Origin of the sequence: Bacillus sp. NMCN1 (genome assembly GCF_002998085.1) — a bacterium.
GTDB lineage: Bacteria > Bacillota > Bacilli > Bacillales > Bacillaceae > Bacillus.
Map to the genome: position 1 here is coordinate 176,637 of NZ_PVQL01000002.1, position 19,102 is coordinate 195,738.

The 19,102-nt window shown below is 40.6% G+C and carries 18 protein-coding genes, 1 pseudogene and 1 riboswitch; of the genes and pseudogenes, 17 read left to right on the forward strand and 2 right to left on the reverse strand.

Going from position 1 to position 19,102, the window contains the following annotated elements; genetic code table 11:
- Positions 1 to 10: 10 nt before the first annotated feature.
- A complete protein-coding gene (locus tag C6W21_RS10700; protein WP_106050358.1) occupies positions 11 to 649 on the forward strand; it encodes a nitroreductase family protein in 639 nt (212 codons plus the stop codon).
- Between the two features lie 25 nt (positions 650 to 674).
- Positions 675 to 968 carry a putative quinol monooxygenase gene (locus tag C6W21_RS10705; protein WP_106050359.1) on the forward strand — a complete coding sequence of 98 codons (294 nt, stop codon included), beginning with the start codon at positions 675 to 677 and terminating at the stop codon, positions 966 to 968.
- A gap of 167 nt (positions 969 to 1,135) precedes the next feature.
- Here C6W21_RS10705 and C6W21_RS10710 read toward each other — a convergent pair whose 3' ends face one another.
- Positions 1,136 to 2,074, reverse strand: a complete 939-nt coding sequence (locus C6W21_RS10710) for an MBL fold metallo-hydrolase (protein ID WP_106050360.1) — start codon at positions 2,072 to 2,074, stop codon at positions 1,136 to 1,138.
- Between the two features lie 378 nt (positions 2,075 to 2,452).
- Here C6W21_RS10710 and C6W21_RS19245 point away from each other — a divergent pair.
- The 4 genes and pseudogenes from C6W21_RS19245 to C6W21_RS10730 all read left to right on the forward strand — a co-directional run.
- Positions 2,453 to 2,758, forward strand: a pseudogene (locus C6W21_RS19245) (transposase); the annotation flags it as partial.
- A 245-nt stretch (positions 2,759 to 3,003) separates the two neighbouring features.
- Entirely contained in the window at positions 3,004 to 5,385 is a 2,382-nt protein-coding gene (locus tag C6W21_RS10720) for an immune inhibitor A domain-containing protein (RefSeq protein WP_106050362.1), read from the forward strand.
- Between the two features lie 207 nt (positions 5,386 to 5,592).
- On the forward strand, positions 5,593 to 5,847 hold the full coding sequence (locus C6W21_RS10725; protein ID WP_012011773.1) for an ORF6C domain-containing protein: 255 nt from the start codon (positions 5,593 to 5,595) through the stop codon (positions 5,845 to 5,847).
- 5 nt (positions 5,848 to 5,852) lie between these two features.
- Entirely contained in the window at positions 5,853 to 6,224 is a 372-nt protein-coding gene (locus C6W21_RS10730; RefSeq protein WP_106050363.1) for a DUF1304 domain-containing protein, read from the forward strand.
- A 34-nt stretch (positions 6,225 to 6,258) separates the two neighbouring features.
- Here C6W21_RS10730 and C6W21_RS19020 read toward each other — a convergent pair whose 3' ends face one another.
- Positions 6,259 to 6,423: a hypothetical protein gene (locus C6W21_RS19020; RefSeq protein WP_003214630.1), complete on the reverse strand. Its 165-nt coding sequence runs from the start codon at positions 6,421 to 6,423 to the stop codon at positions 6,259 to 6,261.
- 254 nt (positions 6,424 to 6,677) lie between these two features.
- On the opposite strand from C6W21_RS19020, the gene C6W21_RS10735 reads away from it, so the two are divergent.
- The 11 genes from C6W21_RS10735 (at position 6,678) to bglH (ending at position 19,089) form a co-directional block, all read left to right on the forward strand.
- Positions 6,678 to 7,334 (forward strand): type 1 glutamine amidotransferase domain-containing protein, encoded by a 657-nt coding sequence (locus C6W21_RS10735; protein ID WP_106050364.1) that lies wholly within the window; start codon positions 6,678 to 6,680, stop codon positions 7,332 to 7,334.
- Between the two features lie 140 nt (positions 7,335 to 7,474).
- Positions 7,475 to 8,602, forward strand: coding sequence for a hypothetical protein (locus C6W21_RS10740; RefSeq protein ID WP_106050365.1), 1,128 nt, complete (start codon positions 7,475 to 7,477; stop codon positions 8,600 to 8,602).
- Between the two features lie 56 nt (positions 8,603 to 8,658).
- A riboswitch (TPP riboswitch) is annotated at positions 8,659 to 8,762 on the forward strand.
- A gap of 86 nt (positions 8,763 to 8,848) precedes the next feature.
- Positions 8,849 to 9,535 (forward strand): thiaminase II, encoded by a 687-nt coding sequence (gene tenA, locus C6W21_RS10745; protein ID WP_106050366.1) that lies wholly within the window; start codon positions 8,849 to 8,851, stop codon positions 9,533 to 9,535.
- A complete protein-coding gene (locus C6W21_RS10750; protein WP_106050367.1) occupies positions 9,532 to 10,131 on the forward strand; it encodes an ECF transporter S component in 600 nt (199 codons plus the stop codon). The genes tenA and C6W21_RS10750 overlap by 4 nt, the downstream gene beginning before the upstream one ends.
- On the forward strand, positions 10,106 to 11,704 hold the full coding sequence (locus tag C6W21_RS10755; RefSeq protein ID WP_106050368.1) for an ABC transporter ATP-binding protein: 1,599 nt from the start codon (positions 10,106 to 10,108) through the stop codon (positions 11,702 to 11,704). Before C6W21_RS10750 ends, C6W21_RS10755 begins: the two co-directional genes overlap by 26 nt.
- Positions 11,694 to 12,428 carry an energy-coupling factor transporter transmembrane component T family protein gene (locus C6W21_RS10760; protein ID WP_106050369.1) on the forward strand — a complete coding sequence of 245 codons (735 nt, stop codon included), beginning with the start codon at positions 11,694 to 11,696 and terminating at the stop codon, positions 12,426 to 12,428. The genes C6W21_RS10755 and C6W21_RS10760 overlap by 11 nt, the downstream gene beginning before the upstream one ends.
- Positions 12,429 to 12,962: 534 nt before the next feature.
- Positions 12,963 to 13,418, forward strand: coding sequence for a methyl-accepting chemotaxis protein (locus C6W21_RS19455; protein WP_404841036.1), 456 nt, complete (start codon positions 12,963 to 12,965; stop codon positions 13,416 to 13,418).
- Between the two features lie 172 nt (positions 13,419 to 13,590).
- Positions 13,591 to 14,406: a YwqG family protein gene (locus tag C6W21_RS10770; RefSeq protein WP_106050370.1), complete on the forward strand. Its 816-nt coding sequence runs from the start codon at positions 13,591 to 13,593 to the stop codon at positions 14,404 to 14,406.
- Positions 14,407 to 14,630: 224 nt separating this feature from the next.
- Positions 14,631 to 15,464 carry a BglG family transcription antiterminator LicT gene (gene licT, locus C6W21_RS10775; protein ID WP_106050371.1) on the forward strand — a complete coding sequence of 278 codons (834 nt, stop codon included), beginning with the start codon at positions 14,631 to 14,633 and terminating at the stop codon, positions 15,462 to 15,464.
- A gap of 327 nt (positions 15,465 to 15,791) precedes the next feature.
- Positions 15,792 to 17,699, forward strand: coding sequence for a beta-glucoside-specific PTS transporter subunit IIABC (locus tag C6W21_RS10780; protein ID WP_106050372.1), 1,908 nt, complete (start codon positions 15,792 to 15,794; stop codon positions 17,697 to 17,699).
- On the forward strand, positions 17,671 to 19,089 hold the full coding sequence (gene bglH / locus C6W21_RS10785) for an aryl-phospho-beta-d-glucosidase (RefSeq protein WP_106050373.1): 1,419 nt from the start codon (positions 17,671 to 17,673) through the stop codon (positions 19,087 to 19,089). The genes C6W21_RS10780 and bglH overlap by 29 nt, the downstream gene beginning before the upstream one ends.
- Positions 19,090 to 19,102 lie beyond the last annotated feature (13 nt).

The following is a 19,102-nucleotide window of genomic DNA, read 5'->3' on the forward strand; positions in this document are numbered from 1 at the left end:
GTGTTTCAACATGGCTACAACATTAAAAACAAACGATTTTATGGATATTATGAAAGGGCGTCGCTCCATTCGTAACTATGACCCAGCTGTGAAAATCAGCAAGAAAGAAATGGCAGAGATTCTAGAAGAAGCAACAACGGCACCATCATCAGTGAATGCACAGCCTTGGCGCTTCATGGTCATTGACAGCCCAGAAGGAAAAGAAAAGCTTGCACCACTTGCAAAATTCAACCAAACTCAAGTGTCAACATCAGCAGCTGTCATTGCAGTATTTGCAGATATGAAAAGCAATGAATACTTAGATGAAATTTATTCAAAAGCAGTAGAGCATGGCTACATGCCGCAAGAAGTGAAAGAAAGACAAATTGCTGCACTAACTGCACACTTTGAGGTTCTTCCAGAGCAAGTCAACCGAGAAACAATCTTAATTGACGGTGGAATTGTGTCTATGCAGCTTATGCTTGCAGCACGTGCACACGGCTATGATACAAATCCAATTGGCGGATTTGATAAAGAAGTCATCGCTGAAACATTTGGCTGGGATAAAGAACGTTATGTACCAGTGATGCTGCTATCAATTGGGAAAGCTGCTGATGAAGGCTATGCATCTTACCGCTTACCGATTGAACGCATTACAGAGTGGAAATAATATCTTTTCAAAAGGAGACGATCATATGATTATTATTCATGCTGGGATGACGATCCATCCAGAAAAAGAAAACGTATTTCTAGAAGAAATCAACGCATTAATGAAAGCTTCACAAGCGGAAGAAGGCAACGTATCCTACAAGCTGTTCAAGGATACAGAAAAGGAAAATACCTTTTTAATGGTAGAAGTGTGGAAAGATGACGCTGCAGTTCAGAGCCATAATGCAAGTGCACATTTCCAAGCTTTCGTAGCGAAGGCAAAAGAATTCTTAGCCGCTCCACTTGATGTTGTTGCATTTCATGGTGAGCAGCTTTCATAGAAAAACAACAAGCACCCTAGGCGTTCAGGACTGGACCCTATAAAGTGAGACAGATAAAAACACCTTTAAGTTGAAAATCGGGTATAGAATACCTGAAATCAATTTGGAGGTGTTTTTCTATGGGTTCAGAGTTAGTTATTCAATTGAAGTTAATCATATTTATGACATCACGGCCACTGTTGTTCGCCTTTCATGACTTTAGCACTCAATTCTAAGTCTCCAGTGTTCGTAAAGTTCGGATACGCTTTCTTCATTTCAGCAATCAATTGAGCTGAATTGTCTGCCTTCTTAGCTGCTGCTTCAAATTTTGCAATATAATCACGGGTAAACACAACTGCTGATGTATCTTCAGCACTCTTACCTAGATAATGACCTGGAATCACACGTTCTGGCTTCAGATCAAGAATATGATTTAGAATTTCACGCCATTGATCACGACTTTTTTGAGATTGATTGTCTGCTGTCCAAACATATACATTCTCATAAACAGGTACTCCACCTAGAACTGTCTTTTTCGATGGAACCCAAAGAAAAGTGTGAGATGGATCTGGTCCGTCAAGTCCAATGATGTTGATGTTTTTTCCATCAACTGTCAGTTTATCTCCCTTTAAAACATCTGGAATAATCTGAGCTGTTGGTGCATTTTTCTTCAATATTGGATTCCAGTAATCATTTTTGGCCTGAATCGTTTTTTTAATCCCCTTAACAGTTTCAGGTGTTGCCACAATCTTCACATCAGGGAATGCTTCACGAATGGCAGAGAGACCAAAGTAATAATCTGGGTCTTTATGACTGACATAAACAGTTGTCAGTTTCTTTCCTGTATCGTGAATCATTTTTACTAACTTCTCTGCATTATCCTTTTCAAACTGGGCATCGACAAGAATGACTTCTTTCGGTCCTTCAATCAAGCTAGAAGTGACAGCAAAAACTCCTTTATCACCAGGATTGAACGTTGTGATTTTAAGATTTACTGCTTGTTTGTCCGCTGTGTTTTTGTTATCGGTTGCTGTATTTTTTGTGTCTTCATTGCTAGCACATGCGCTTAGCAATAACACGAAACAAAGACCCAAAGTAAATCCTATGACTGATTTTAATTTAAACATTAGATGATTCTCCTTTTTCATTTTTTAAGAAGACCCTATATTTTATTGATGACTAAAAACATAGGTCTTATGTATGAGTGTAGCCAATACATAAATAAATATTTCTTTAGCGAATTAATTGGATATTGTTCAATCATTAACCTCCCCAAAACAAAGTGAATAGTTGATTCATGCTGGATAGCCTTAGAAAAAGTTGTAACGAACACAGTTACACCTGGACATGATGTAACCATTATAGTTACACCTTTTGGTTGATGTCAATAGAAATAAATTTGAGAGTTTCAACAAAATTCACCCTAATATGCCTTTTAACGATCCGTTTTACATGCAGAAAATCAATTGAAACGAGATTCTTCTAAGACAAATCCATAAAAATGAGTGACCGATATTACGTATTTACCATTTGGTCAAAAAATGCTTTATCTACCAACCATAAAAGATTTAGTCACTTATGCGATTGATGATAAACAAGACGTTTCTCCTGTTCTAGATACTTTGAATTAGCTATACAGGCATTGCCAGAAGGCTGCATACTTCATAGTGATCAAGGATCGGTCTACACTTCAATATGCTGATCAAAACGAGATTAAGGAAAAAGGTATTATCATGAGCATGTCCCATAAGGGTATGCCCGCTGATAATGCTTCGATCGAAACCTTCCACTCCAGTTTGAAATCAGAAAGTCACCGAAAGAGTTTCGGCAACGGGCTGTTTCATTAAGGTGTTTTGATCCCTATATCAAAAACGGGTGTCAGTCCCCCCGTTCATCGCCTGGGGTTCTTTTATTTTCGACACCTTGTCCCACCCGTTTCATTCCCGTATTGTGTATTTTCCACAAAGTTTCTGAAAATAAAATGTTTTTCGACTTAAGTATATTGGAATATGCTAGAATGAGATATTATTTATTACCAAATTAGGGAGGAACCAATATGAAAAAAGGGAAATGGACGAGCATTGCACTAACGGCTGTCCTCAGTTTAGGCACATTGGCAGCTTTCAACACCCCTCTATCTGCCCACACCACAGAAAAATCAACATCCTCAGATGGCGGTCATTATTCAGGTATTCCATTTGACGCAAGTGTCGTGAATGAAGACCGTCTCATCAAAGCCTTGAAAAAACAAGGAAAGATCAAAAAGAATGCCAATGAGGCAGAAACCCAAAAAGCATTAAAGAAATATCTAAAGAAAAAAGAAGAATCTGCCATGAAACAAAGCGCAAGCACCTTAACAGAAGAGCCTGAATTTCTGAAAGAATACAAACAAGAGGTACATAACAAATTAGCCAAAAAGAAAAAGTTAAAGAAGCATAAAGGAAAAGAAGGCAATCATGTAAAACCGGTCAAAAAGGAAAAGTATAAAGGCGATATTCGAAATGATAAGGTATTGGTTTTATTAGTAGATTTTAAAGATTATAAGCATAATAGTATTAAAAAAGAAGAGACTGATATGTACTATGACAAGTACAATCAACAGCACTACCAAGACATGCTTTTCGGAAAAAATGGCTACATCGGTCCAGATGGGAAACGAAAAGTATCCATGAAGCAATATTATGAGAAGCAGTCTGGCGGCAGTTACACTGTCAGTGGAACAGTTGCTGGCTGGTATACAGCTAAGCATGAAGCAGCCTATTATGGCGGGAACGTACCTGATGAATCAGGCAGTGACGGCAGACCGCGTGAATTGGTGAAAGAAGCCCTTGAAGCAGCAGCAAAAGATCCGAATATTGACCTCGGTGAATATGATCAATGGGACCGCTATGATGTTGATGAAGACGGCGTTTATAACGAGCCAGACGGCATCATTGACCATCTGATGGTCGTTCATGCTGGCGTAGGTGAAGAAGCTGGCGGCGGACAACTTGGCTCTAATGCGATTTGGTCGCACCGCTGGTCACTTGGTGATGTATTTGAAATTCCAAACACTGAATCTGAAGTCGGACAAGGTGGGAAATTAGGCGCGTTAGATTATACCATCGAGCCTGAAGATGGCGCGGCAGGCGTGTTCACACATGAATTCGGACATGATCTTGGTCTTCCTGATGAGTACGATACACAGTACACAGGCGGAGGCGAGCCTGTTTCATACTGGTCGATCATGTCAAGCGGAAGCTGGGCAGGTAAAGTCCCTGGAACGGAACCAACAGGCTTTAGTCCATATGCGAAAGAAATGCTTCAAAACTTGCATGGCGGTAACTGGCTTACTGGACAAACCATTGATGGTAAAACATTAAAGAAAAGCAAAACAGTGCTGATTGATGAAGCAGCAACAAAAGGAACGAACCATGATGCGGTTCGAGTGGATTTACCAGATAAAGAGATTGTGGTCACAAAACCTGCTCAAGGACAAAATTCGTACTTCAGCGGAACGGGTGACAATTTAAATGCGACCATGACGACAACAGGTATCGATTTGTCGAAGGGGAGCAAAGCAGAGCTTACATTTAAAGCATGGTACGATATCGAAGAAGATTATGATTATGCGTATGTAGAAGTACGTGAAACAGGAACTGATCAATGGAAGACCATTGCTGGTAACATCACGAATGATCGAAATGAAGCAGGTGCGAACGAAGGCAATGGAATTGCCGGAAAATCAGACGGATGGGTGGATGCAGCCTTTGATCTTTCTGCTTATGCAGGGAAGAAAATCGACCTGCAATTCCGCTATACAACCGATGCAGGCTATTCACTGCCAGGGTTATTTGTAGATGATTTAAACATCACTGCAGATGGGACGAAAGTGTGGTCAGATGATGCCGAGGGCACGTCTACTTTCACCTTTAACGGATTCTCGAAATCTAATGGAAAACAATATGCAGCTCAATACTATTTACTAGAGTGGCGCTCTTATGCTGACGTCGATAAAGGCTTAAAGCATATCAAACGGGGGGCAAGCCTCATGAGCTATAATAACGGTTTGGTCGTGTGGTATGTCGATCAATCCTACAGTGATAACTGGGTAGGAAAACACCCAGGGAACGGTTTCCTTGGGGTAGTAGATGCAGATCAGCAAGTATTGAAGTGGAGTGACGGCTCCATTGCTGCCACAGGTTTCCAAGTACATGATGCAGCATTTTCTTTGAATCCAAGTACGAAGCTCAATATTGATTATACAGCGACAACGGGCTTAACGTTGGCAGATCGCTATATTCGCCCGACTCGTACATTTAGTGATAAAAAGAATTATGTGAATCCAAATAATCCAGATGCAGGGCGTGATGTACCAACATACGGTCTATCCTTTAAAGTCGTTGGACAAAGTAAGGATCGTTCTGTTGGAAAGGTATTAATTTCTAAAAGTAACTAAACAGAAAGCCGGATTCTACCAATGAATCCGGCTTTTTGATATGGTAATAAAATGTTTTTGATGAAAAGGGCGGCTTTTTGGTCGAATGTCTGTTCTTTTTTATTTTGATATCCGAATGAAATCATTATATAATAGAGACTGGAAGGTTTTTCTTTCATACATGGTTCTTTTTAGCTGTTAAAACAAAGGAAAGGATGAGCGTTACCAATGAGTTGTGTCACTGCTAAGCAATTAAAGGTGATTAGAGGGACGATGCAGACTTTTTGCAGCCATTTGGAGTATGATGGTCACGGAAAGCTTCATATCAATACCATCATGGCTTTTATTAAAAAGGAATTTGGTGTGAGAAAAATGAAAGACATTCCACAAAGTCGGTTTACTGAAGCGCTTGAATTAATACAAGACTTTGATTTATACACGGATAAAATAGAGATTCGTGATCGTCTATCAGAAAGGAATTAACTAAATTGAATATTTTAGCAATGATATTAGTAGGAATTGTCGCATTAGAACACCTTGTCATTATGTTATTAGAAATGTTTTTTATGGAATCAAAGATGGCAAAGAGATCCTTTAAGCTGCCAGAACACTTGCAAAAGGATCCAAATGTAAAAGTGATGTTTGCCAATCAAGGGCTTTATAACGGATTTTTAGCTGCAGGACTCATTTGGGGGCTCATTCTCGGATCGAATACTGTTGGATATATGATTCAGCTATTTTTCATTCTTTGCGTGATCATCGCTGCGGTATTTGGCGGTGTGACCTCTAATAAATCAATCATCATCAAGCAAGGAGTACCAGCGCTGCTTGCATTAATTGCGCTTATCCTGGCAAATTAACCATAAATAAAGCCGCCCGAGTGAAGGGCGGCTTTTATCTTTTTCGAAGACCCATCAGACGAATAATGGATGTCAGACATAGAGCAACGGCAACAGCCAAAATAATCTTTCCATACATGACCCCTGTTAGGTTCATCAAAAAGACGGCCAATATGATACAGAGCGTGATGATGATCATCACAATCGAATAGGTTTTCATCTCTTTTCCACTCCTTTAAAAGTCCCCTCACACCCGAGAGGACTATCCATCTTACCTCGTATGATATCACTCAATGACAATTTTACATGAAATTCTTTACCAATAGAATGTGATATATTGATTAGATTTGATGTCAAGCTATATTTTTTAGAAAATCGGGTATACCATAAAGAGCTGCATCGAAGTTTAATTGCTTGATATTTAATTGTGTAAAATATAAAATAGCCACATGTTATATCGAAAGGATGATCAAGATGAGTAAGAAAGTGTTATTAGTATCGACAAGCAGTTCGGAAATGAACGGACATCCAACAGGCTTATGGCTAGAAGAATTGGCAGAGCCATTTCATATTTTTAAAGAAAATGAACTAGATGTTCAAATTGTCTCTATTCAAGGAGGCACTGTCCCTATTGATAAAAATTCTATTCCAGAAGGTGTTCCAGCGCAATATCAAGATGTATATGAATTACTTCAAGACACAAAGGCGCTTACAGATGTGAACCCAGCTGATTATGACGGCATCTTCTTTGCGGGAGGACACGGCCCAATGATCGACTTTGCGTCTAATCAACTAGTAGCTGATGCAATCTTAGCCATTTCAGACAAAAATGGTGCAGTCGGAGCTGTTTGTCACGGCGTTTCAGCATTCGTTGATGTGAAAGATCGAGATGGAAAATCATTTATCGAAGGCAAAAAAATCACAGGCTTTACAAACGAAGAAGAGGAAGCTGTTCAGCTGACATCAAAGGTTCCATTTTTATTGGAAACAAAACTTCGTGAGCAAGGGGCAGCGTTTGAAAAAGGAGATGCCTTTGCACCATTCGCTGTAGTTGACGGGCAAATCATTACTGGACAAAACCCAGGTTCTAGTGCAGAAACAGCACGCCTGTTTGTTAAAACCATTTCATAAAATGATCAAAAACCAGTCGTAACGGATACGGCTGGTTTTTTGTTATAAAAATGTCCTAAAAAAGACCAAAACAATTACTAGAATAATGGTAAAATGATCACAGGGTATAAAACCCAAATGAGGGAAAAGGGGATGTTCCTGTGAGAGCATTTTACGTAAAGATCACCGCAGCTTTACTGTCTGTTTTACTTGTGACAACAGGTTTATTTTCACCAGCGTTAAAAGCAGAAGAAGCGCCAAAATCAGATGGGAAAGTGTCGCCACTGACGGAAAAAACCATTCAGCAAGTGCAAGACTCGTTTTTGAAGCAGGATGAAGGAACCACTATCCAACAGAAGCAACTGAAAAAATCTTTTAAAGTAGATAAGAAAAACGGAATCAGTATCAAACGAAAAGCCGCTAAAGATGGAAAGCTGCGCACGTCTGCCGTACGCTCCATTGATGGACTAGCAATCAACCAATCGGCTGTCTTAACAGAGGATGACCCAGTTGATTTATGGTTTTTAAGCACGTCATCACCTCAGGCACTCATCAGCCGGATTACCTCTTCAAATCCCGATTATTTCGTTCAATTATTTGTTGTTGATTATGAAACAGGACAAGCCTACCCGACGGACTTGCTTCAGCCGGCAGGCAGTCTCCTTGGTTTGACCAACTTACCAGCGGGTGACTACGCATTCGGTATCACAAGCGGCGGAGGTTTCGGAGACTCTTATACGTTACAAGTGAATGCAAAAAACCCGCCCAATTTTACAGGGGCTGTATCCCTATCTTCAACCTTGCAATACTTTGTAGCTGAGTATGCAAATGGTGATGTATTTGCAAATGGCACAAAAGTATATAACAAGCAATCGAAGACAGCCGATTATGAATGGAAGCGTGTGTTTTATTTCTCATATGATGGAAAATATGAACAGAGAACCCATTCGATTTCAAGTGTGAAAGTGAAAAGTATTTCGGCACCAGTGTCGTACTCAGCTCCTTATGCGAGTTCCTCAGAGGCCATTCTCGTCTACTTAGATGTGGAGACATTGTTTATGTACCATCAATCATCGTTTGCAAGCGGGCAATATTATCATGATACCTTTGTTGATACACTCGGGAAGACAACACCAAGACGCCTAGACCTTGATGATTTGACAAATTACGGCGATCATATTTTAGCCGTTGATTTAAAAACAGGAAAGCCGATTGATTTCTTCAGTGTCCTTAATTTCTACTATGCTGCAGGGATCGAGAAGCTGCCATCAATTAAAACATTGAATTAAGAAAGGCGGTTGACATCAAATCGCCACATGTGTAGAGTAAAGATAATTAAATGACAAAAGTCCACTAGGGGAGTCATGTATGACTGAGACAAGAGAAAATCTTGGACCCTTTGAACCTGATCTAGTTCGTACTAGCGGAGGGAAGTGGAGCTGGACCTTGTCTTATTCATGATTGAATTGATAAGAAGGCCGCTCCATTTGGGGTGGCTTTTTCATTTATTCAACTGAAGAAGAGGAGGTTTTTTTATGACATTTTCAACGCAATTAAGAAAAGAAACAGAACCATTATTTGAAGCCATTTATCAGCATCCGTTTGTCAGAGGACTGGCAGCAGGAAAGCTTGAAAAAGAACAGATCATTCATTACGTCAAACAAGATGCAGAATACTTACATGCATTTATTAAAATTTATGCGGCAGCGATCAGCAGGTGTACAGATAGAGAGGACATTGCCTTTTTCCATCAGCAGATGGCTTTTGTACTAGATAGTGAGACACATCCTCATCAAAACCTTTGCCGAGTGGCAGGTGTAGCATACGATGAGCTTCAAGGTGCTTCGTTGGCGCCGAGTGCTCATCACTATATTCATCACATGCTGCAAGTCGCACAGGGAGGAACACTTGGAGAAATTATTGCTGTTTTGCTTCCTTGCCCTTGGACATATTGGGAAATAGGCAAACGAATGCTTTCAGACGTGCAGCCTGACCCGTCACATCCGTTTTATGAGTGGATCACGTTTTATGGAGGATTAACCGACTCTGTCACAGTGGAGCTTTGCAAGCGGCTCGATCAGCTGGCGGAAGGAGCAAGTGAGAAGGAAAAGGAAAAAATGAAACAGCACTTTATCTTAAGCTGTCAGCTTGAGTACAAGTTTTGGGACATGGCGTTTACGGTGGAAGAGTGGCCAGTTCCATTGGAGGTGCATTCATCATGACATGGAAGATGAAAGAAGTCGTCCTTGCTGTCATTTTATCCGTTGCGTGTGGTGTCATCTATTTAGGATGGTCCACACTTTACCTACCAATTACAGCACTTGTTGGCCCAGCAGGAGGCAACATCATGTTTGGCATTTGGGTGATTGCCAGTCCAATCGTTGCGTATATCATCCAAAAGCCGGGAGCTGCCCTGATTGCAGAAACAGCCGCTGCGGCTGTGGAATTACTGACAGGCAGCCACTTTGGTCTTTCAGCCCTGCTGATTGGTGTATGCCAAGGGCTTGGGGCAGAAATCGCCTTTGCTCTTTTTGGTTATAAACGATATCGCATGTGGACACTGATGCTATCAGGTGCCTTTGCAGCTGTTGGAGCAATGGCATACAGTCTTGTTGCAAATGGCTTTGGTTATTACACGCCTCAAGTTTTACTCATCACACTTATAACTCAAATCATCAGCGGGATGATACTGGGCGGATGCTTAGCGAAAGTTGTGGTGGACGCATTATCTAAAACCGGTGTACTGAATCAATATGCCATCATGAAAGAAAAACGAAACAAAGGTGAACAGCATGGATTCATTTCTCGCGTGCAATAATCTCACTGTCCGTTTTTATGAACAGCCTCAGCCCGTCTTGCATCAAATCTCTCTTTCCATTCAAAAAGGAGAAAAGGTGCTTATTTTAGGACCAAGCGGCAGCGGTAAATCCACACTCATTTCCGTTCTGGCTGGCATCATTCCAGAACATATAGAAGCAGACATGCAGGGCGAATTGATATCGCAAAGACATACAGGCGTCATGTTTCAGGACCCTGATTCCCAGTTTTGTATGCACCGCGTCAATGAAGAAATTGCCTTTAGCCTAGAGAACCGTTCCGTCCCTCGTGAAGAGATGGATGTCATCATTCAGCAGCTCATGCAAAAAGTCCAACTCGATGTCGATCCGAATACAGACATTCACATATTATCTGGCGGCATGAAGCAGCGATTAGCGCTTGCTTGTTTACTAGCGTTAGAGCCAGATGTCCTGTTCTTTGATGAACCGACTGCACAGCTTGACCCAACAGGCAGAATGGAGATATTTCAACTTCTACAGCAGCTTGCAGCTGATGAGCGGCAAACGATGATTTTTGTAGAGCATGTGTTAGATGGTGTCATCGAATGGATGGACCGGGTGATTTTATTAGACGATCAAGGCAGCATCTTAGCAGATGGGTCTCCAAAAAATGTGCTCGTGACATATGAAAAAGAAATGAAAGAGGCAGGAATTTGGCGGCCGAAATTATTTCCCGAGAAATGGTCTACGATCCTTCAAGATCCATTTCATCCGATGAGTCACACGCTTAAGCAAACCTTTGAAACGAGAAAAGAGCAGCATAAACAAGTGCCGTCGACTGAGCGTGAGACCATCATTCGCTCAGAAGATCTTCAATTAAGCTACGGGAAAAAAAGGATTATGAATGATCTTCAGCTTGATATCAAAGCAGGGGATTGGGTGGCGATCATTGGGGAAAATGGAAGCGGGAAAAGTACATGTCTTAAACATTTGGTTCGTTTAGAGCCTGCGAAAAAAGGCCGTATTTTTTTAAAAGAGATGCTTCTAAAACAGTGGTCTGACCGAGAACTATATGAAAAAGCAGGCTTTGTATTTCAAAATCCGGAGCTTCAATTCATACAAGATACAGTGTTCGATGAAATTGCATTTGGTGGAAGGCAGCGTAATTGGCCAGAATCCGTTGTGCAAGAAAAAACAATTCAGCTGTTGAAAGAGTTCGGTTTAGAAAAACATGCAAAAGCTCATCCTTTCACTTTAAGCTTAGGTCAAAAAAGAAGGTTGAGTGTGGCCACAATGCTCCTTTTTGATCAGGATGTCCTATTGTTAGACGAACCAACTTTCGGACAGGATGAAAGAACAGCGAAGGAATTAATCAGGCGCTTGAAAGAGCGTCAACGCCAAGGTACCACAATTTTAATGGTCACACATGATATGGATCTCGTCGATAAGTGTGCCGATCAAGTGCTTCTTTTTCACCAAGGAAAGCATGTATATGATGGCACGCCCTATGATTTATTTTCAAATCAGGAACTTGTCGATGCTTATCAGCTGAGAGCTCCCTTGCATTATCGCTATGTTGCTGAAAGAAAGGACGTGCTGACGATTGCAAAGTAATCACTCCTTTCTTTCCACAGTGAATCCAGTTATCAAATTACTCACTCATCTGCTTGCGATGTGTTGTCTCATGACGATATCTGATCCTAAAACAACCTTCTTCATCTGGCTGTTTGCACTTGGTATTGGATTTGTCTTAGGCGGATGGAATATGAAGTATCTTTTCACAAGACTTGTCCCTTATCTGCTCTTTTTTATTCTCGTGTTTTGGATGATGGCCGCCTTTGGCAAGGGGGATCATACTGTTTGGAAGTGGGCGTGGTTTCATATTACAGAGGAGAGTTTAAGAAATGGACTCACCATCGCTTTCAGAATGCTTGGCTTTGTGACATTTGGTCTTCTTTTTACGTCCACAACAGACTTGACGGCATTTATGATGAGCCTGATTCATCAATGCAAAATGTCCCCAAAATGGGCGTATGGGATGCTTGCCGGCTTCCGATTTATTCCGTTATTTCAAAGTGAATTAAAGCAAATGAAGGCGGCACATAAAATCAGAGGCTATAAGCAAAAAAACAGCTGGAAAGCTTTTATGCGTTATGCACTTCCTCTGTTTACGCAGGGCGTACGAAAATCAGAACGTTTAGCGATTGCGATGGAAGCACGAGGCTTCACAGGGGCGAGAGAGCGGACGTATTACCATGTCATCAGCACTTCATGGATCGATTATATGTATCTTTTGCTCATCGGTATCAGTGTCTTGATATGCATGTCCTTTTTTTAAAAATACCCACATTCTCTTGATAGAATGTGGGCTTTTTATATGTCTTAGGTCATTTGATTGATATTAGTGCACATTACAGGCTGTAATAGACCTTATAACGAACCGATAAAGAGGATGTAAAGAGAAAAAGAGAGGATGAACATGAGCGAAATGTCACAGAGAGTTGATAACATAATAGACGCTTTACCAATCATTGGACTAGCTATGAGAGAGCAACTAACCTTTTCTGTTTTAGGGAAAGAGAAGGTTCTTTATTATCAGCAACATGGGAACATTGACTTAGGGTTTAAAGCTGGGGATGCAGTAGCTCCGGGGTTCGAAAACTTTTCTATGCTGAAAAACGGGAGAGAGTCATCGTTTATCCAAATTCCGAAAGAGGTATACGGAATTCCAATGGATATTGTTGCCGTTCCAATGAAAGATGAGACGGATCAAGTAGTCGCTGCTTTCTGCGTGGCCTATGACCAGACCAATCAACAACGGTTAGATCACATCATGACGGAGAGCAACCAAGCTTCCGAAAAACTAGTCGCAATGGTACAGCAAGTTGCCGCACATTCAGAGGAACTACAAGCGACAAGTGAACAAATTCTACAAAACACGAAAACCACTGTCGAAAATTCCTCTAAAATCAATCAAGTGTCCAATCTTATAAAAGGTATCTCTGATCAAACGAACTTACTTGGACTGAACGCATCCATTGAAGCTGCAAGAGTAGGTGAAGCAGGAGCAGGTTTTGGAGTGGTCGCAACAGAAGTGAGAAAGCTGTCAACTCACGCAAAACAAGCGACGACTGATATTGAAACAGCGCTAAAAGATGTGCAGGGATCGATTAAAGGAATGGAAGAAGAAATAGCACAAATTGTCGCTTCTTCTGAGCATCAAGCAGAGCTTGTAAGCACGTTTACAAAAGTTATTGAAGGTCTTCATGAAACAAATGAAACGATGAAAGCATTAGCAGAAGACTTAGTGAATTATCAAGTGAAATAAAAAATACCAACCAAAACCTCCAGATGAATCGGAGGTTTTTTTACGTTTTAAGGTGGGAAAGTTGTTAGGATATTGACCGATTTATCGCTGACAGGCAGGGTACACTTCTGTATGATAGAAAAAGAGATACTAGTCTGGTCAGTAGGACCTATTCATAAGGAGGAAGACCATCGTGACACAATCAGCGAAGCTACAAGAAATCATAGCACCTTACCGTACAATGTTAGATCAAACTGAACAGCCAATGATTCAATTACAGATGAAACAAGGAAAAACTGGACCATACGACAGCAAAATAGCTGGTGATCCTTACTTCCCCAAAAACGATGAATATCCAGTTGATGGTGAAGGACATCCTATGAAACTTTTGGCACAAATTAATTTCGGCCAGCTGCCGAAGCTGAAGGATTATCCAGAAACAGGGCTTCTGCAAATTTTTATTTCTGTGCATGATGATCTTTATGGGATGAATATTGACCATAAAAAAGAGCAAAAAGATTTTCGGATCAAATTTATTGAGGAACCTTTCTTGGCAGAAGAAGAGTTGTTGACTGACTTTTCTTTTGTGAAAATTCCAGACGATTTTTATTTTCCTGTGACGAAGGAAGGCGCAATTACAGGTGAACTGGCAAACGAAACGGTCAGTGTAGGAGATTTCCGCTTTGAAAAAGTCATAGGTAAGCGAAGCTGGGACCTATTCGAAGATGTGGAAGGCATTGATGGAGATGAAGCAGATGCCTTGCTAGATGAATTTCATGATGCAGCGAGTGGCTTTGGTCATAAATTGGGCGGATATCCAGGCTTTACACAAGAAGACCCGCGTACCTATGAAGATCAGGAACATACCGTTCTGTTATTACAAATCGACTCAGATGATGAAGTGGATCTGTTGTGGGGAGATTGCGGAATCGCCAACTTTTTTATCAAACCAGAAGACCTCAAACGAAAAAATTTCGAGAATGTCGTCTATAATTGGGACTGCTCCTGATTTTGTAAAAAACACTCCTTATAGAGTGTTTTTGTGTATGTTTTTAGACTTTTTTACCCCTATTTCGTCATTTTTGAGAGGTAATATGTCATTCTTTCTAGTTGACCGTATCAAAAAAAAATGTAAAATCATCTTAAAGTCCTCTTTTTTGAAGATAATAATAACATGACATATCAATCTACAATGAGATGCTCGAAAAAGCGGAATGTACTGGGGGGTATCAATTGATCATTTCGAAAGTAATCAATAATAATGTGGTCAGTGCGTATGATGACGAGCAGCATGAGCTGGTCATCATGGGCAGAGGGATCGCTTTTCAAAAGAAAAGTGGAGATCCGATTGACGAAGAACGTATTGAAAAAGTATTTTCCATTCAAAATAAAGATATATCAGAAAAATTCAAAACCCTGCTTTATGATATTCCGATCGAGTATATGCAAGTGTGTGAGGCGATTATTGATCATGGGAGAACAACCCTTAATAAAAATTTGAATGACAGCATCTATGTGACACTGACGGATCATATCACCTTTGCTATTGAACGTCATCAAAAAGGAATGGACATCAAAAATGCTTTGCTCTGGGAAATCAAGCGGTTGTACAAAGAAGAGTTCATGTGTGGTGTAGAAGCGATTCGGATTATTCAGGACAAGCTCAACATTCATCTTCCTGAGGATGAAGCTGGTTTTATTGCCATGCATATTGTCAATGCAGAGCTCAATGAAGAAATGCCGAACGTGATTCAAATTACCAAACTCATTCAAGATATTTTAAATATTGTCAAGTATCACTTTCAAATCGATTTAGACGAGGAATCATTAAATTATTTCCGTTTTGTCACGCATTTGAAGTTTTTTGGGCAGCGTCTGTTTAACGAAACACAAATGGAAAATCAAAATGAATTCCTGTATGAAGTAGTAAAAGAAAAAAACACCGCAGCTTTTCAATGTGCTGAAAAAATTAACGATTATGTTCAAAAAGAATACAACCGAAGTCTCATAGAAGATGAGATGCTATATTTAACTTTGCATATCGACAGAGTGGTAAAAAGAAAATAAATTCAAAAAGAAAGCGTTGACATCATAAAATTAACATGATAATTTATAACTATAAACGAAATAACCCACAATCTTTTAGGATTGTTACTGGTCAAGCAGGCAAAACCTAAATCATTGTCCCTATCTTTGATAAGGCGTGATTTAGGTTTTTTTATATCTAAAGACTTATAAAAATTAAATAACGATCAATCGCTATGAAGGATTGTTACTGGTTAAGCAGGCAAAACCTAAATATCGATTAATGTCTGAATCGCTATTTCTCGGACATTAATGGATGTTTAGGTTTTTTCTATATCATGATTTAATCAACGATTGGAGGGTAATACAATGAACCACAAACAAACGGCAAAAGAAGTTCTAGAGCTTGTCGGCGGTGAAAAGAATGTTAAGCACGTCACGCATTGTATGACAAGACTTCGCTTCAACTTATACGATGAAGGCAAAGCGGATAAAGAGAAGCTGCAATCAACAGACGGGGTCATGGGTGTGAATCAAAGCGGAGGTCAATATCATGTCATTATTGGCAATGATGTTTCAAATGTCTATCAAGCGATGATTGCTGACTCAGGCCTGTCAACAGATGTAAAATCAGGCGGTACAGAAGAAGCATCAAAACAAAATGCGATATCTAAGCTTTTCGATTTTATCTCTGGTGTCTTCACACCGATTCTTCCAGCCATTGCTGGTGCCGGTATGATCAAAGGGATCTTGGCACTCATGCTTACGTTCCAGTGGATATCGGATAAAAGCAGCACATATGCAATTTTAACAGCTATCGGCGACGGAGCCTTTTACTTCTTACCGATTCTGCTTGCTGTAAGCGTAGCCAAAAAAATTGGCACAAATCAGTATATCGCCGCTGCCATTGCAGCCGCCGCACTGCACCCGCAGTTAACGGCTTTACTAGGCGCAGGAAATACAGAATTTCTAGGGCTACCAGTGGTTGCCGTTGTGTACTCTTCATCGGTCATTCCGATTCTACTCACCATCTGGCTCGGTTCATATGTTGAAAGATTCGCGGAAAAATATAGCCCAAAATCATTGAAGATTATCCTTGTTCCAACGGTCACACTTCTTGTCGTAGTACCAATTATGCTTATCGCAGTAGGACCGCTTGGTGGGATTATCGGAAATGGCCTTTCAGGTGGAATTGATTTATTGTTCAAACATGCAGGTATTTTGGCCGGACTCTTGATCGGCGGCTTCATGTCACCATTGATCATTACGGGCATGCACTATGCACTACTTCCAATTATGATCAACAACATTACGTTAAACGGTTTTGACTTCATTCTTCCAATGATGTTTGTAGCAAATATGGCACAAGCAGGCGCAGCATTCGGTGTCTTCTTAAGATCAAAAAACAAAACATTTAAATCATTGGCGATGTCTACAAGTATCACTGCATTAATGGGTATTACTGAACCTGCTATGTATGGTGTGAACATGCGATTGAAAAAACCGTTCCTTGCAGCCCTCATTGGTGCAGCAGCAGGCGGCGTGTTCATGTCGATCTTTAAAGTAAAATCATATGTGATATCTGGATCAGCAGGTCTCCCGGGTCTCCCGACATTCATTGGCCCAACATTTGTCTACTCGATCATCGGCTTAGTAATCGCCTTTGTCGTAGCAACGATCATGACACTTGTTCTAGGATTCAAAGATGTACCAGTGAAAGATGATACAAAAGCAGACAAACCAGAAGAAAAGAAAGACACAGTAACACTTCAAAATGAAGTGGTACAAAGCCCGCTTGAAGGTCAACTAAAGCCGCTAAATCAAGTAAATGATGCAACATTCTCTAATGAAATCATGGGTAAAGGTACAGCTATTATCCCAGCAGTTGGACGTGTAGTAGCACCATTCAACGGCAAGGTTGAAACCATTTTTCAAACGAAACATGCCATTGGCTTAAAGAGTGACCATGGCACTGAGCTTCTCATTCATGTTGGAATTGATACGGTGAAGCTCGGCGGAAAACATTTCACAAGTCATGTAGAGTCAGGTGATTTTGTTCAAGCAGGAGATGTGCTCGTTGAATTTGATATCGAGGGCATTCAGCAAGAAGGCTATGATGTCACCACACCAATTATTGTGACCAACACAAACGATTTTGCACAAGTTGATGCGAAAACAGAAGGCACGATTTCAGTACAAGAGACACTGCTCACAGTCAGTGTAGAAGAAAATGAGGAGGGCATTCAACATGAACAAGTTAGAAAAAACATTTCCTAAAGGTTTCTTATGGGGCGGCGCTGTTGCGGGCAACCAAATTGAAGGTGCTTATAATAAAGATGGAAAAGGCTTATCGACAGCTGATGTATCACCGCACGGGATTATGCATCCATTCGATGAATCAATGAAAGACTTAAACTTATATCATGATGCGATTGACTTCTACCATCGCTATAAAGAAGATATTGCACTCTTTGCAGAAATGGGATTCAAATGCTTCAGACTCTCTATTTCTTGGCCGCGTATTTTCCCAAATGGCGACGATGCGGAACCAAATGAAGCAGGCCTTGCTTTTTATGACAAAGTATTCGATGAACTGCATAAGCATGGAATTGAACCAGTAGTTACGATTTCTCATTATGAAATGCCGCTTGCACTTGTGAAAAACTACGGTGGTTGGAGAAACCGCAAGCTTGTCGATCTTTATGAAACATATGCGAAAACGTTGTTTACTCGCTATAAAGACAAAGTGAAATATTGGATGACCTTTAATGAAATCAACGTTGTGTTACATGCGCCTTTCACTGGCGGTGGACTTGTATTTGAAGAGGGTGATGACGAGAAAAGCATTCAATATCAAGCAGCGCATCACCAATTTGTTGCAAGTGCTTTAGCTGTCAAAGCAGGACACGAAATCATTCCTGATGCGAAAATCGGCTGTATGATTGCAGCAATGACAACTTATCCGTACAGCTCAAGACCAGAAGATATGTTTGCTGCAATAGATCAGGACCGTAAAACATTGTTCTTCTCAGATGTACAGGCAAGAGGCTACTACCCAGGTTACATGAAACGATACTTCCGCGAAAATGGAATTCATATTGAGATCCAAGATGGTGATGAAGACATCCTAAGAAACCATACAGTGGACTATATTGGCTTCAGCTATTACATGAGCTTTGTGACAAGTACAGATCCAGAGGTTCTTGGACAAGTGACTGGTGGTAACCTGTTTGAAGGCGTGAAAAACCCTTATCTAGAAGCAAGTGATTGGGGCTGGCAAATTGATCCGAAAGGACTTCGTACAACACTAAACCAGCTATATGACCGCTACCAAAAACCATTGTTTATCGTAGAAAATGGACTGGGTGCTGTCGATCAGGTAGAAGAAGACGGATCAATTCAAGACGATTACCGAATTGATTATCTCAGAAGCCATCTGCTAGAGGCGAGAGAAGCCATTGCAGACGGAGTAGACTTGATCGGTTATACAAGCTGGGGCCCAATTGACCTTGTCAGCGCATCAACGGCTGAAATGAAAAAACGCTACGGCTTCATTTATGTTGACCGTGATAATGAAGGAAAAGGAACATTAGATAGAAAGAAAAAGAAAAGCTTTGATTGGTATAAGCAAGTGATTGCTACGAATGGTGATCATTTAGATGCATAAAAGAAAAAGACAA